Below are 15,406 nucleotides of genomic sequence, written 5' to 3'. Positions count from 1 at the left end.
CTCGCCCCCGCCGCGGTCCATGGACTTCAGGAACTGGATGGTGGAGTGCCTTGATGTCTGGGGGAGGACGGCAGGCATCCTATGCCGATTGAGCTTCATGCTGCCCGCGTCACGCGCGGAGATGACGACGGCCGCCCGGTCGGCGGGCAAGCGCTCGCCCTCGTTGCGGGCGTGACGTCTTTCCAGCCAGATGGCTCTCGCCAGCCAGATGGCTGTCGGCGGCCAGATGGCTGTCGGCGGCAAGGTGCCCCATGATTGCCGATTGGGCCGTCGTCCTCTCCGCGCTGGTCTATCTCAGCGGCCTCTTCGCGGTGGCGCGTGCCGGCACGCTGTTCGGCAAAGGCCTTATGGTCGGCCGCCCCGGCGCCCTCATCTACGCCTTGGCGCTCGCGGTCTACTGCACCTCCTGGACCTTCTTCGGCGGGGTTGGGCTGGCGGAGCGTTCGGGGCTCGACTTTCTCACCATCTACATCGGTCCGATTCTCGTCATCGGCCTCGGCAGCCGCCTGGTCATGCATATCGTGCGGCTGGCAAAGGCGCAGAACATCACCACGATCGCCGATTTCGTGGCGGCGCGTTACGGCAAGGATGATCGGATCGCGGCCTTCGTGACGCTGATCGCTGTCGTCGGCACCGTGCCCTATATCGCTCTGCAGCTGAAAGCCGTCTCGAATTCGCTGACGGCCTTTCTGGAAGCGAGCCGGATCACCGGCCTGTCGACCTCAACGATGATCTTCGGCGATCTCGCCTTCGTCGTCGCCTGCGTGCTCGCGACCTTCTCGGTCGCCTTCGGCACACGTCATATCGACGCAACCCGGCCGCAGAACGGTCTCGTCCTGGCGATCGCTGCGGAATCGGTGGTCAAGCTCATCGCATTCCTCACCGTCGGGCTGTTCGTCTCCTATTGGATGTTCGATGGGGTGGCCGACATCTTCAACCGGATCGGCAGCCTGCAGCACGCCCACAGCGTGACGGAAGGCACCTCGCCGCCCCTGCCATTCCTGACCATGGTTCTGCTGTCGAGCATAGCCGCCCTGCTTCTGCCCCGCCAATTCCACATGACCATCGTGGAAAACCGCAACCTGCGCGATGTGCGCACGGCCTCCTGGCTGTTTCCGCTCTATCTCGTTCTCATCAACCTGTTCGTGGTGCCGCTTGCCGCCGCCGGCCAGCTCCTGTTCCAGCCCGGCACCATCGACCACGACATGACCGTGCTGGCCTTGCCCCTGTCGGTCAACGCGGGCGGCATCGCCCTCATCGCCTTCATCGGCGGCCTGTCGGCGGCAACGGCCATGGTGATCGTCGATTCCGTGGCGCTCGCCATCATGATCTCGAACGACCTCGTCATGCCCTTCGTGCTGCGCCGCCGCGGCTGGCTGCGCCAGCGCGGGGCGGACCGCGGCTCCCTTCTGCAAAACGCCATGCGGGATTCGGCAGGGACGATGGGCGATCTCGGCACATTCGTGCTGACGACACGGCGTATCGCCATCGTGACCATCATCTTCTTCGGCTACGCCTATTTCCGGATGGCGGGCGAGGCTCAGCTCGCAGCCATCGGCTTCCTGTCCTTCGCGGCCGTGGCGCAGATCGCCCCGGCCTTCTTCGGCGGCCTGTTCTGGCGACGCGGCACGGCGCGCGGCGCCGGTGCCGGCCTCGTCGCGGGTTTCGGCGTCTGGCTTTACACGCTGCTTCTGCCAAGCCTGGCGCCAACGGGGGGCCTTGCCGCGGCGCTGATCGCCGAGGGGCCCTTCGGCATAGCGGCCCTCAAACCCACGGCCCTCTTCGGCACCGACCTGCCCCAGCTTACCCATGGCGTGCTGTGGAGCCTCGCCATCAATATCGCCGCCTATATCGGCTTTTCCTTCATGCGCCCCGCCTCTGTGATGGAGACATTGCAGGCGCAGGTGTTCACCAGCAAGAACCATCTCAGCACGCCAGCGCTCACGCAGAACCTGCGCTTGCGCCGTTCGGCCGTCAGCGTCGCGGAGTTGCGCGCAACCGTGGCGCGCTATCTCGGGACGGAGCGGGCCGAGCGCGCCTTTGCCAGTTTCACGACAGCGCGTGGCGCACCGCTTTCCGACGACAGTGAAGCCGACCTGCACCTCCTGCGCCAGACAGAGCATCTGCTCGCATCGGCCATCGGTGCGGCATCGTCGCGCCTCGTGCTCTCGCTGCTGCTGCGCCGCAATGTGTCGGCCTCGGCCGCGCTCAAGCTTCTGGACGACGCCTCGGCGGCCATCCAGTACAATCGCGACCTGCTGCAGCATGGGCTCGATCACGCGAGCCAGGGCATCACGATCTTCGACAAGGACCTGCGCCTGATGGGGTGGAACCGGGCGTTCTGCGACATCTATAACCTGCCCCCCTATCTCATGCGGGTCGGCGTCGGGCTCGACGAGATCGTCCGGTCGAATATCGCGCGCGGTGCCTATGGCGACGGTCACCCGGAGCAACTCTTGGCCGCGCGCATCGAAAGCCTGATGGGCGACCGCGCGCCGGTGCGCCTCAAGCTGTTTCCCTCCGGCAACGTCATCGAGATCCGCTCCAACCGCCTGCCTGACGGCGGCATCGTGACAACCTATGCGGATATCACGGACACGGTCGCAACCGAGGAGGAGCTGGCCCGCGCCAACGAGACATTGGAACGGCGCGTGAAGGAGCGCACGGAGGAGCTGGAGCGGCTGAACCAGGAGCTCTCCCGCGCCAAGGGCGAGGCCGAGGATGCCAATGCGTCGAAGACCCGCTTCCTTGCGGCGGCCAGCCACGACATCCTGCAGCCGCTGAACGCGGCCCGCCTCTATGCGACCGCTCTTGCCGAACGCGACCGCCGGGAGGGCGACCCATCGCTTGCCGAGAATGTGCAGGCTTCGCTCGACACCGTCGAGGAAATCCTGACGGCCCTTCTCGATATAGCCCGGCTCGATGCCGGTGCGCTCAAGGCCGAACTCTCCAATTTCCGGATCGATGACCTGCTGGTACCCATCCAGCGGGAATTCGAACTCATGGCCGAGGAGAAGGGCATCGCGTTGACCGTCGTGCGCTCGTCCCTCGCCGTGCGCACCGACCGGCGCCTCATGCGGCGCCTCCTGCAGAACTTCGTCTCCAACGCGGTGAAATATACCCCAGCCGGCCGGGTGCTGGTCGGCTGCCGGCGCACCGGCCACGGCACGGTACGGATCGAGGTCTGGGATACCGGCCCCGGCATTCCCACCAGCCAGCACCGCATCATCTTCCGCGAGTTCCAGCGCCTCGACGCCGCGCATATGGCGCGCGGGCTCGGACTCGGTCTGTCGATCGTCGAGCGCATCGCGCGCGTGCTCGGCCATGCCGTCACCCTTAAATCGGTACCTGGCCGCGGCTCCGTGTTCGCCGTTGAGCTGCCGATCTCCGACAAGGTGCCAGCGACCACGCCGACGCAGGACATCACGGCGCCGAGCTTTGGCACCCTGGAGAACCTGTCCATCCTCGCCATCGACAACGAACCGGTGGTGGCGGACGGCATGCGGGTCCTGTTCTCGAGCTGGGGCTGCCGCGTCGCCACGGCCGCCGGCCTCGCCGAAGCCGAGGCGCTGGTTGCCGACGGCTTCGTGCCGGCCGTTCTCGTGGCCGATTATCATCTTGACGACGGCGAGGGGATCGCCGCCATTCTGGCCCTGCGCCGCAGGCTCGGCCGAGCCTTGCCGGCCGTGCTTGTGACCGCCGATCGTTCCCCGGAAGTGCGCGAACGTGCCCGTGCGACCGGCATCCACGTGCTGGAAAAGCCCCTGAAGCCGGCGGCGCTCAGGGCGCTGTTCGTGCACTGGCAGTCGACGCCTGACATCGCCGCCGAGTGACCTCTCTCTTGGAAGAGATGCACTCGCGACACTGTCATTCCGGGGCCTCGCGTCAGCGAGGAGCCCGGAAACCATGAACATGGCGTCGCACAAGAAGACGCGTTGGATGCGGCGCTCTATGTGTCTCCCGTTGTGTTCATGGGTTCCGGGTTCGGGCCTTTCGGCCCGCCCCGGAATGACGCTTGGTTCGTGTGTGAAATCGGCACAACTTGCCGAAAACCGGCCGCTCTTATGCCCGGCGCGCTACGCCGCCGCGCTGCGCGCGTCCTCGGCATAGAATGCGCCACCGGTGCGGGCCATCTCGACGAGGAGATCGCAGGGCGCAAAACGCGGCCCATGCGCGGCGGCCAGCCGCTCGCTCAATCCGACGAAGGTCGCAGCACCCATGCCATCGATATAGGAGAGCGGCCCTCCCGTGAACGGCGCAAAGCCGAAGCCGAGAATGGCGCCGACATCCCCCTCGCGCGGATCGGTCAGCACCCTTTCCTCGATGGCGCGGGCCGCCTCCAGAGCCTGCACGACCAGAAAGCGCTGCTTCAACACCGCGATGTCGATGCTCTCGGGGTCCTGCGACACCGGCTTGAAGGCGCGCAACCCCGGCCAAAGGCGTTTCGGCCCGTTCTCCGGATAGTCGTAGAAGCCCTTGCGGTTCTTGCGCCCCAGCCGGCCTTCGCCCTCGACGAGGGCGACGAGCAGCGCCTCCTGCGCGGGATCGACGGCGTCGTTCCCGACTTCCGCCTTGGTCGCCCGGACGATGCGGAGCGCGAGATCGAGCGCAACCTCGTCATTGAGGGCGAGCGGGCCGACCGGCATGCCGGCCTGTTTCGCCACGTTCTCGATCATCGCCGGGGGAACGCCCTCGCCCAGCATGATATGCCCCTCGCGCACATAGGCGAGCACGCAGCGGTTGGCGTAGAAGCCGCGGGCGTCATTGACGACGATCGGCGTCTTCTTCAACGCCCGCACGAAGTCGAGCGCCACCGCGAGCGCGCGGTCGCCCGTCCCCTGGCCGCGAATGACCTCGACGAGGAGCATCTTTTCCACCGGCGAGAAGAAGTGGATGCCGACGAAGCGCTCCGGCCGGGTGACGGCGCGGGCCAGGCCGCTCACCGGCAGCGTGGAGGTGTTGGTGGCCAGGATGGCATCGTCCCTCAGCACCGCATCAATGCGCCCGAGCACCTCGGCCTTGACCTTCGGATCCTCGAACACCGCCTCGATGACGAGATCGCAGGCCCCGAGCGCCGTATAGTCTGGAGTTGCCGTGATCAATCCAAGCAGCCGGTCGCGATCGGCCATCTTGGCGCGACCCTTCATGATCTGATCGGTCATCAGCTTGTGCGACAGGCTCTTGCCCTTGTCGGCGGTTTCCTGGTCCCGGTCCACGAGCACCACCTTGATGCCGGCCAGCGCCGCGACATAGGTGATGGCCGCGCCCATGAAGCCGGCCCCGACGATGCCGACGGTCGCGGGTTTGGCCGGCGGGATCTCCTTCGGCCGCCGTGCGCCCTTGTCGAGCTCCTGCTTTGACAGGAAGAGCGTGCGGATCATCGCGGCGGCCACCGGCGAGCGCAGGATGGACGCGAAATAGCGGCTCTCCACGGTCAGCGCCTGATCCATCGGCAACTGCAGCCCCTCATAGACGGCCTGCAGAAGGGCGCGCCCGGCGGGATAATTGTCCTGGGTCTCGCGGCGGTAGATGGCATTGGCGGGGGGCCAGATCTGCATGCCGGCGGGCGAATAGACCTTGCCGGACGGCAGGCGGAAGCCCGGCTCGTCCCACGGAGCCACCGCCTTGCCGCCCTGACGGATCCAGTCCCTGGCCGCCTCGACGATCTGCTCGCGCGGCACCACCGCGCCGGCGATGCCGAGCTTCTTCGCGGCGCCTGGCCGCAATTGCTCGCCCCGCGCCATCAGCTGCAGCGCGTCAGGCGTGGGCATCAGCCGCGGCAAGCGCTGGCTGCCACCGGCCCCGGGAAAGAGACCGACCTTGATCTCGGGCAGCCCGACCCGCGTGGCGTCGGCATCGGACAGAACCCGGTAGTGACACGCCAGCGCGAGCTCGAAGGCGCCCCCGAGGCAGATACCGTGGATCGCGATGGCGAAGGGCTTTCTGCAGGTCTCCAACCTTCGGTAAAGCTGCGACAGCCGACGTGACTGGTCGAAGAAGGCCTCTATCGCCTCCGTCTCGCCGCGCTCGGCCTTGAGCAGCGCATGGTTGCGGCCGAGCTCTTGCAGCATGGCAAGGTCCGCCCCCCCCGAGAAGCTCTCCTTGCCCGAGGTGATGACGCAACCCTTGATCTCCTCGTCAGCGGCAACGCCGTCGACGATCAGGGAGAGTTCCTCCATCACCTCCGCGGTGATGACATTCATCGAGCGGTCGGGCATGTCCCAGGTCGCGAGCGCGATGCCGTCGGCGTCGATCTCGAAACGGAAGTTCACGAGATTCATGGTCGATCTCCCATCCGGCCGTGCCGGTCACATCCTCTCGATGACGGTGGCAGTCCCCATGCCCGCGCCGATGCACAATGTGACGAGCGCCGTCGAAGCCTGGCGCCGCTCGAGTTCGTCGAGCGCCGTGCCGAGGATCATCGCGCCGGTCGCGCCGAGCGGATGCCCCATGGCGATCGCGCCGCCGTTCACGTTGACGATCGCCGGATCGAGGTCGAAGGCCTGGAGATAGCGCAGGACCACCGCCGCGAAGGCTTCGTTGACCTCAAACAGATCGATATCGGACAGCGACAGCCCGGACCGGTCCAGGAGCTTGCGCGTCACGTCCACGGGCCCGGTCAGCATGAAGGCAGGGTCGGAGCCGATATTGGCGAAGGCCCGGATGCGCGCGCGGGGCTTCAGGCCCATGGCCCGTCCGGCCGCGGCGGAGCCGATGAGCACGGCGGCCGCACCATCGACGATACCGGAGGAATTGCCCGCGTGGTGCACATGGTCGATGGCCTCGATCTCCGGATGGGCGGCAATGCCGACCGCATCGAAGCCGCCGAGCTCTCCCATCTGCGCGAAGGAAGGTTTGAGTGCCGCCAGCGTTTCCAGCGTCGTGTCGGGCCGCATATGTTCGTCGCGGGCGAGTAGGACAAGGCCGTTCACATCCTTGACCGGTACGACGGATTTGGCGAAGCGCCCTTCGCGCCAGGCCAGGGCCGCGCGCCGCTGGCTCTCGACGGCGTAGGCATCCACCGCCTCGCGGGAAAAGCCGTAGCGCGTGGCGATGAGATCCGCCGAAACGCCCTGCGGCATGAAATAGGACTTCACCGCGACCGCCGGATCGACGGGCCAGGCACCGCCCGAGGCGCCGATACCGACGCGGCTCATGGATTCGATGCCGCCGCCGATGGCGAGCTCGTGCTGCCCGGACAGCACCTGCGCCGCGGCAATATTCACGGCATCGAGCCCCGACGCGCAGAAGCGGTTGATCTGCATGCCGGGCACGTGACTGCCATAGTCCGCGAGGAACACGGCCGCGCGCGCGATATCGCCGCCGGCCTCGCCGACAGGATCGACACAGCCGAGAATGACATCATCGATGAGGCGTGTATCGAGCCCGTTGCGCTCCTTGAGGGCGGAGAGCGCACCGGCTGCGAGCGCCACCGACGACACTTGGTGCAACGCGCCATCCGGCTTGCCGCGTCCGCGCGGCGTGCGAACGTGGTCGTAGATGAAGGCATCGGGCATCTCGGATCTCCCTTGCGGCCGGTGCCACACCGGCCACCACGTTGCGCGTCGGTCAGGCTCTTCGCCGTCAGAACATCTCTGCGGGCATCGCCATGATGCCCTCTGCACCGGCAGTCACGCGATTGAGCCGCACCGCGGTCTCCGGCAGCATCCGCTCCATGAAGAAACGGGTCGTTGTCAGCCGGGCCTCCATCGGCCCGGTCGCCGAATCGTCATTCGCCGCGCGCGCGGCGGCCAGCTTGTCCGCGGCGGCCTTGGCAATCCTGAGGGACATATAGCCCAGCGCCACGAGCCCGAAGAGATGCATGTAGTCGGTCGAGCCCGCACCGGCATTGTCGGGCTTGCCGAGCGCATTGCGCATGAACCACATGGAGGCGTCCTGCAGGTGGTCCAGCGCGGTTTTCATGCCGGCGACGTAGGGCTGCACCCCATCATGCGCCGCGTTCTCCTTCAAGAAGCCGGAGACCTCCGCAAAGAAGGCGAGCATGGCGCGGCCGGCATCCCGCGGCAGCTTGCGGCCGACGAGGTCGATCGCCTGAATGCCGTTGGCGCCCTCGTAGAGCATGGCGATGCGGGCATCGCGCACGAACTGCTCCACGCCGGTCTCGACGATATAGCCGTGCCCGCCGAACATCTGCTGGGCTTTGACCGTGTTGTCGAAGCCGATGTCCGTGAGCACGCCCTTGATGACGGGCGTCAGCAGCCCGAGATGGTCCTCAGCCGCCTGGCGCTCGGCCTCGTCGGTCGCCTGGCGCGCGACATCGGCCTTGAGCGATGTCCACACCACCAGCGCCCGCGCCGCCGCGTTGAAGGCCTTGATGGACAGGAGCGTGCGGCGAACGTCCGGATGGACGATGATGGGATCGGCCGCCTGCGCCGGAAAGGCCGCGCCGGTCAGCGCGCGTCCCTGCAGGCGCTCGCGCGCATAGGTCGCGGCGTTCTGATAGGCGACCTCGGAGAGCGCCAGGCCCTGGATGCCGACGCCGAGCCGCGCCTCGTTCATCATCGTGAACATGGCATTGAGGCCGCGATTCTCCTCGCCGAGCAGCCACCCCGTCGCCCCCTCGTAGTTCATCACGCAGGTGGCATTGCCGTGAATGCCCATCTTGTCTTCGATCGAGCCGCAGCTCACGCGGTTGCGTGCGCCCCTGACGCCGCCGTTGGCCGCCATGAATTTCGGCACGATGAACAGGCTGAGGCCCTTTGTGCCGGATGGCGCCCCTTCCACGCGGGCGAGAACGAGATGGACGATATTGCCGGCAAGATCATGCTCGCCCGCCGAAATGAAGATCTTGGTGCCGGTGATGGCATAGGTGCCATCCCCCTTGCGCTCGGCCTTGGTGCGGATGAGGCCGAGATCCGTGCCGCATTGCGGCTCGGTGAGGTTCATAGTGCCCGTCCAGGCCCCCGACACCATCGGCGGCAGGTAAAGCGCCTTCTGCTCCGCCGTGCCGTGCAGCAGGATCGCCGCGATCGCCCCTTGCGTTAGACCGGGATACATGGCGAGCGCCATGTTGGCGGATGAGGCGAATTCGTTGACGATGGCCGCAAAGGTATAGGGCAGCCCCTGTCCGCCATAATCCGGCGGTGTGGCCAAGCCTACCCAGCCGCCCTTCACGAAGGCTCCATAAGCCTCGGCGAAGCCTTCCGGCGTCCGCACGCTGCCGGCAGAATCACGGCGGCAGCCCTGCCGGTCGCCCGTGGCATTGAGAGGCGCAAATGCCTCTTCGGTGATCCTGGCAGCTTCTGTCAGCACCGCCCCGGCAAGCTCCGGCGTCACTTCGGCAAAGGCATCGAGATGGTTGTAGCCATCGAGAGGAAACACGTCGTTGATCAGGAACAGCACGTCGTCCAAAGGCGCCTTGTAGCTCGGCACGATAGTGTCTCCTCCCACGGAACGTCCCCCACTCTCTGTAAGCTAGGAAGGGCCCGGGCATTTGCCAATTCTGCGCACACGAATGGTACATTCGCTTCCCGTCCACAGGAAGCGGACGACAGGCGGAAAACACCGCCATGCAAGGATCGATCAGAGAAAACACGCGATTTGCGAACACTACAACCATTCGGTGCAAGCATCCACGTTATTCGTTAACTGGTTGTTAACCGTAAATTGAAAAGAGTAGGGCGGCGAGGCAGACTTTTGGTCCCGCCCGTTTTGTGGCGTCGCGGCGGCCCCAATTCAGAAGGATGTCTGCGATAGCACGTGACCGCACGAGGACCTTTGCGATCATGACTCAAAACGTTCCCTGGAGTGTCAAAGGGATCGATCCGCAAGCCCGCGAGGCCGCAAAGGATGCCGCGCGCAAGGCCGGCATGACGCTGGGTGCGTGGCTGAACAGTATGATCGCGGAGACGACGCAGCCGGGTGGCGGCGGCGGTCTCCATCGCTTCTCCTTCGACAGCGAATCGCAGGATATCTTTGCGGATGCGGCCGATCGGCTTTCCCGCGAAACCGCGGCGCTGAAGGCCCAGGCGGCGGCTCCCCAGGAGGGAGCGCAGCGTAGCCCGGGCGATCTCGAAAATCTGCTCGAGAGCGTCGCCAAGCGCCTCGATGCCATGGAAGCACGTCTTGATAGCGAACAGGCATCGCAGCCGATGCTGTCCGTGGTCGAGAAGCTTGAACAACGTTTGGAGTCCCTCACCGCGGCGGTACAACCGTCCGGTGCAACCGCGGCGGAAGACATGTTGCGTACGCTCGAAACGCGATTGACCGACATCATCGTTCGGCTGGGTCCGGATGCGAGCGCGGCGATCGCGCCCCGGCGGGAGGCCGCGAGACATGTCGATGACGGATATAGCGAAAGTGGCGACCAGCAGGAGCCGGCCGCCTCGCCCCGCAAGGCCATGAGCCTGCGTGGGGCGACTCCCTTTCACGAGCCCATCACCCGCCCCGGCAGTGGTGATACGGACAGCGACCGCTTCGCGGCGACCATCGCCGAGATCCGCCGCCGGCAGGCCAGACTGTCGGAAGAAGGCGAAAGGGACATCGCCGACACGCTGGCCGACACGCTGGCCACCACCCGGGCCGACACGCTGGCCGACACGGAAGACGCCGCCATGGACGACACTGACAAGGCCCGTCCTGCCCATGGGGCGACCGGCTCCGCAAGCGGGCCGGCCACGTCCTCGGATCAGGCCGTCGCAAGCGGCCACACGGCGGATTTCACGGAACGGCTGGAGACGCTGACGGAGAAGATCGACGCGCTGCTCGTACCCGGCCGATTCCCCGCATTGGACGGCGTGATCGAACGGCTCGACCGCATCGACGCCCATATCGCGCATCCGAAACGTCCCGTCGATGTCGAGCGCGTCGAGCAATTGCTCGCCGCCGTCGCCGCGCGGCTTGAATCGGACCAGGGCAACGCACTCGACCCGGAAAGCCTCGACGCGCTCGAAACGCAGATCGCGCATTTGGCGCGCCGGGTCGACGAGGCGCTGCGCAGCAAGCCGACCGACGCCACGCTCGACAAAAAGCTGGCCGATCTCGAGGCGCTCATGATTGGCCTCGTCGATCGCGCGCAGGGCATGCAGAAGGACGCCATCCAGTCCGTCGAATTCGCGACGCGCACTGCGGTGACGGAGGCCCTCGGCGCGAAGATTTGGGACGGCACGGGCGATATGAACGGCCTCAAGGCCGACATAGCCGACCTCAAATCTGTGCACAGCGCCGCGAGCGAGCGCACGCAGGACACCCTCCGTGCCGTGCATCAGACGCTGGAGCTGGTGGTCCAGCGCCTCGCGCTCATGGAATCCGAACGTGCCCTGGGCCGCAAGCCCGACCTTTCGCGTGCACTTTTTGAGACGCAGGCAGCGCAGATCCTTGCAACTGATCGCGAAGCCATTCCCGCCACGGCAGCGTCGCGCCACGCGGAACCCGCACGCGCGGCAGGCACCGAGACGGCGCCAACCGCCACCCCGGATGTCAAGTCGAGCTTCATCGCCGCCGCACGCCGCGCCGCCCAGACGGCAACCCTGGAAATGGCGGGCCCGGCCGCCGCGCCAGGCGTCAGCCCCGAACAGACGGCTTCGGGCAGGCCAGGTCCCGCCGCGGCGAAAGCCGACGCCGCGACGATGGTGCGCGGGCGCGGCGAATCCCTGATCGAGCGCCTGCGTCATGGCACGACACGCCGTCGCAACGTGGTTTTCGGCATCGCCGCGCTGGTGATTGCGATCGGCGCCGCGCAACTGATCGTGTCCTATGGGCGCCTGTCGAACGACGGGACGGCACCTCCCGCAATGGGGCAGCACGGCGCCGTTTCACGTGAGCCTGCCGCGGATATGTCGGGCCTCGCCCTGGCCCAGCCGCAAAGCGCCTTGCCCAGCCCGCTTGCGCTGCAGCCCAGTGCGCATGGAACAACCCCGCACGCGCCCGACGCGCAGATCACGGACGCGGCGGGATCAGGCCCCGTCCACCCGCTGGTGTTGAGCGACTTCGCCAATCCCCTGGCGCAGCCCCCCGAGCCCCCTGCCGCCAGCGCGGACGCCGCCATGACCACGGGCTCCATCAAGCCATTGCCTGAGGCGCTCGCCCCAAAGACCAAGGCCGCCGCTTTGGACGCGGCTCCCGAATCGGCAAAGCCGCGCGAGATGACGACCGCCCTGCCCAAGGGCATGCTTGCCGGCATCCCGGCCAGCATCGGCACGGAAGCCCTGCGGCAGGCTGCCGAGAAGGGAAATGCGGCGGCAGTCTATGAACTCGCGTCGCGGCTGGCGGAAGGGCGCGGCATGCCGCGGGACATGAAGATGGCCGCGCGGCTGTTCGAGGCGCAGGCGGAAGCCGGTTTCGCGCCGGCCCAGTATCGCATCGCCAATCACTATGAGAAGGGCTTCGGTGTCGATCGGGATCTCGCCAAGGCACGCGAATGGTACCAGCGAGCCGCCGAGGCCGGCAACGCGAAAGCCATGCACAATCTGGCGGTGCTCTATGCGGAAGGCGTCAGCGGCAAGCCCGACTATCCGACAGCGGTGAAATGGTTCCGCAAGGCCGCCGAGCTCGGCGTCCGCGACAGCCAGTTCAATCTGGCGATCCTCGCCGCCCGCGGCCTCGGCATGGAGGCCGACCTCGCACAGTCCTACACATGGTTCGCTATTCTCGCGGAGAACGGCGACGCTGATGCGGCCGAAAAGCGTGACAGCGTCGGAGCCCGCCTGTCCCCGACGGATCTCACACTGGCGCGCGCCGCCGCCGACCAATGGGTGGTGAAGACGCCGGACCCGGCCGCCAATACGGTCGAGGTATCGCCCGAATGGAACAAGCCGTCCGTCCCCAGAGGCACGACTGGCGATGCCAGCACAGGTGGCAAGACGAAATCGCGCGGTTGACCTTTCCCTGCGGGGGAGTAACCGTGAGACAAACGCGTAGTCCACGGGGTTGATCGACCTTCTCCAAGAGCTATGCGCCATATTCTTGAGACCGGCGCCGTTCCCCACGACGCTGGAGCGTAGTGCTATGGGTTGATCCCGTTGGTGTAAGGCGCGTCGTGCAGATCTATCTCCCCATCGCCGATGTCTCGGTGAACTGGTTGCTGCTGCTGGCCATGGGCGGCGGTGTCGGTTTCATTTCCGGCCTGTTCGGTGTGGGCGGCGGCTTCGTGATGACACCGCTGCTCATCTTCATCGGCATCCCCACCGCCATCGCCGTGGCGACCCAGGCCGCCCAGATCGCTGCCTCCTCGATGACCGGCTCCATCGGCTACTGGCGAAGACGCGCCGTCGATATGAGGCTCGGCCTCGTCTTGGCCGGCGGCGGCCTGATCGGCACGGTGCTCGGCGTCTGGTTCTTCAACGTGATGCGCCGGCTCGGCCAGCTCGATGTCATCATCGCCATCGCCTATGTCGTGCTGTTCGGCATCATCGGCGGGCTGATGCTGTTCGAAAGCCTCAGGGCGATGTGGCTGAAACGCAAGGGTATACGCCGCCCCGCGCGCCGCTCGGGCGAGCATCCCTGGTACCTCGGCCTGCCCCTGAAGATGCGCTTTCACCAGTCGAAGCTCTACGGCAGCGTCATACCGCTCGCACTGCTCGCGCTTCTCATCGCCTTTGTCGGCGCGGTTCTCGGGATCGGCGGCGGCTTCATCGCCGTCCCCGCGCTGATCTACCTGTTTCGCATTCCCGCGGCCGTCGTGGTGGGCACCTCGCTGTTCCAGATCCTGCTCACGATGGTGGCGGCGACCATCATGCACGCCACCTCCAACCATTCCGTCGATCTCGTTCTGGCGCTGCTCCTCATCGTCGGCGGCGTCATGGGCGCGCAGTTCGGCGCCATCGCAGGAAGGAACCTGCGCGGCGACGCGTTCCGCCTGCTGCTTGCCTTGCTCATTCTCGCCGTCGGCATCCGTTTCGCGGGCGACATCGTCCTGAAGCCGGAGGAGACATTCTCCCTCGTGACGCTGGACAACTGATGAAACGGAGCGCGCTGGCCCTTCTCATCTGTCTCGCCAGCATGGCGACAGCGACGGCGGAGACGCTCGTCACCTCGCTGTCGACCTATCGCGTCGCGATCAACTCCAACTACACCGGGGCCTCCCTCATCCTGTTCGGCTCGATCGAGCGCGATGCCCGCACGGCGCCGCGCGCCGGACCTTACGATCTCGTCGTCACGGTACGCGGGCCCCGCCGCACGGCGCTGGTGCGCGAGAAGGAGCCGCTCGGCCCGCTCTGGATCACCCGGGGACAGCGCCGCTTCGTCGATCAGCCGGTCTATCTGGCGGTCGTGAGTTCCCGCGCGATCGACGACATCGCGGCGGCGCCCATGCGCGAACGGCTGAAGCTGGGGTTGGAGGCCGAGTTCGCCTCCCCGCTGCCGGGCCCGAACCTTATGGGCGAGGATTTCGTCGAAGCCTTCATCCGGCTCCGGCGCCAGCAGGGTCTGTTTCAGGAGGATCCCGAGGGGGTCGTTTTCCTGACGCAGAACCTCTTCCGGGCGAAGATCGACCTGCCGGCCATCGCGCCTACCGGCCTCTACGAGGTGGAGACGATCCTCTTGTCCGATGGGGTCCCGCTATCGCGCCAATCGACCAATTTCGAGGTCGAGAAAACCGGATTCGAACAGGCCACCGTCGTGCTGGCGCGCGACCATGGCTTCATCTACGGCCTCATCGCCGCTGCGAGCGCGCTCGTCCTGGGCTGGCTCGCCACCGTCGTCTTCCGCCGCGAGTGACCGCTCAATCCGGCAGCAGTCGGGGCGCAGCGATGGCGAAGGTGCGGCGACCCAGCACATGCGCCGTCAGCCCATCGGGAAAGAGCGGCGCGAAGGCCCTGTCCCGCACATTGAGGCCGCCCGCATAGGCGCCGAACGCCGGCAGAATGCCGCGCCGCGGCCCGAAGGCAAAGCAGCGACGACGGACGACCTGGCCGCGCGCCGCGACCTTGGCGACCGGGTGGAGATGGCCCGCAAGCTCGAAAGCCGCACGGCAATCCGGCGCACTGCCCGGGACATGCCGCAAGGCTATGCCGCCGGTGGCGATCTCCGCGACCACGTCGCCGCCGACGCCGGCCGGCGGTGAGGGATCATGATTGCCCGTGATCCAGATCCACTGGCGGCCGCGCTGCAAGGTCGCCAGCCGTTCCCAATCTCCGGCATCGAGCCGCGATCCGCCGCCATCGTCGTGGAAGCTGTCGCCGAGGGCGACGACGATACGCGGCGCGTGGGTGTCGATCACCGCCGCCAGCCGCTCCAGCGTGGCACGCGTGTCATAAGGCGGCAGGAAGATGCGGCGCCGCGCATAGGATGACCCTTTCTCGAGGTGAAGATCAGCCACCACGAGCATCTGTGCCTCGCACAGGAACAGGGCCCCGCTCGGATCGGCCTTGGCGGCATGGAGGCCGAGCACCAGCGCACCGGCAGTGTCCTGCCCGGCGACCTCGTCGTCTCTCGCCACCACCATGCT

General features: G+C 66.8%; 8 protein-coding genes. 4 read left to right on the top strand and 4 right to left on the bottom strand.

What is annotated here, in order from left to right:
• Positions 1 to 251: 251 nt before the first annotated feature.
• Positions 252 to 3,833 (top strand): PAS domain-containing hybrid sensor histidine kinase/response regulator, encoded by a 3,582-nt coding sequence (locus C7450_RS10500; RefSeq protein ID WP_110374404.1) that lies wholly within the window; start codon positions 252 to 254, stop codon positions 3,831 to 3,833.
• Between the two features lie 243 nt (positions 3,834 to 4,076).
• Here the strand turns inward: C7450_RS10500 and C7450_RS10495 are convergent, their stop codons facing one another.
• The 3 genes from C7450_RS10495 to C7450_RS10485 form a co-directional block, all read right to left on the bottom strand.
• On the bottom strand, positions 4,077 to 6,281 hold the full coding sequence (locus tag C7450_RS10495; RefSeq protein ID WP_110374403.1) for a 3-hydroxyacyl-CoA dehydrogenase NAD-binding domain-containing protein: 2,205 nt from the start codon (positions 6,279 to 6,281) through the stop codon (positions 4,077 to 4,079).
• Between the two features lie 27 nt (positions 6,282 to 6,308).
• On the bottom strand, positions 6,309 to 7,517 hold the full coding sequence (locus C7450_RS10490) for an acetyl-CoA C-acetyltransferase (RefSeq protein WP_110374402.1): 1,209 nt from the start codon (positions 7,515 to 7,517) through the stop codon (positions 6,309 to 6,311).
• A 67-nt stretch (positions 7,518 to 7,584) separates the two neighbouring features.
• Positions 7,585 to 9,393, bottom strand: coding sequence for an acyl-CoA dehydrogenase C-terminal domain-containing protein (locus tag C7450_RS10485; RefSeq protein ID WP_110374401.1), 1,809 nt, complete (start codon positions 9,391 to 9,393; stop codon positions 7,585 to 7,587).
• Between the two features lie 353 nt (positions 9,394 to 9,746).
• On the opposite strand from C7450_RS10485, the gene C7450_RS10480 reads away from it, so the two are divergent.
• The 3 genes from C7450_RS10480 (at position 9,747) to C7450_RS10470 (ending at position 14,676) form a co-directional block, all read left to right on the top strand.
• Positions 9,747 to 12,839, top strand: a complete 3,093-nt coding sequence (locus C7450_RS10480; RefSeq protein ID WP_146227322.1) for an SEL1-like repeat protein — start codon at positions 9,747 to 9,749, stop codon at positions 12,837 to 12,839.
• A 158-nt stretch (positions 12,840 to 12,997) separates the two neighbouring features.
• The gene (locus C7450_RS10475; protein WP_110374399.1) at positions 12,998 to 13,918 is read left to right on the top strand and encodes a sulfite exporter TauE/SafE family protein; all 921 of its coding nucleotides are present in this window, start codon (positions 12,998 to 13,000) and stop codon (positions 13,916 to 13,918) included.
• On the top strand, positions 13,918 to 14,676 hold the full coding sequence (locus C7450_RS10470; protein WP_110374398.1) for a TIGR02186 family protein: 759 nt from the start codon (positions 13,918 to 13,920) through the stop codon (positions 14,674 to 14,676). The genes C7450_RS10475 and C7450_RS10470 overlap by 1 nt, the downstream gene beginning before the upstream one ends.
• A gap of 4 nt (positions 14,677 to 14,680) precedes the next feature.
• Here the strand turns inward: C7450_RS10470 and pdeM are convergent, their stop codons facing one another.
• Complete coding sequence (gene pdeM, locus C7450_RS10465; RefSeq protein WP_110374397.1) at positions 14,681 to 15,403, bottom strand: ligase-associated DNA damage response endonuclease PdeM; 723 nt, start codon at positions 15,401 to 15,403, stop codon at positions 14,681 to 14,683.
• Positions 15,404 to 15,406: the final 3 nt, after the last annotated feature.

It is taken from the genome of Chelatococcus asaccharovorans, assembly GCF_003201475.1.
Taxonomy (GTDB): domain Bacteria; phylum Pseudomonadota; class Alphaproteobacteria; order Rhizobiales; family Beijerinckiaceae; genus Chelatococcus; species Chelatococcus asaccharovorans.
The sequence above is the reverse complement of the archived record's forward strand: the minus strand, read 5'-3'. Positions and strand labels throughout refer to the sequence as shown.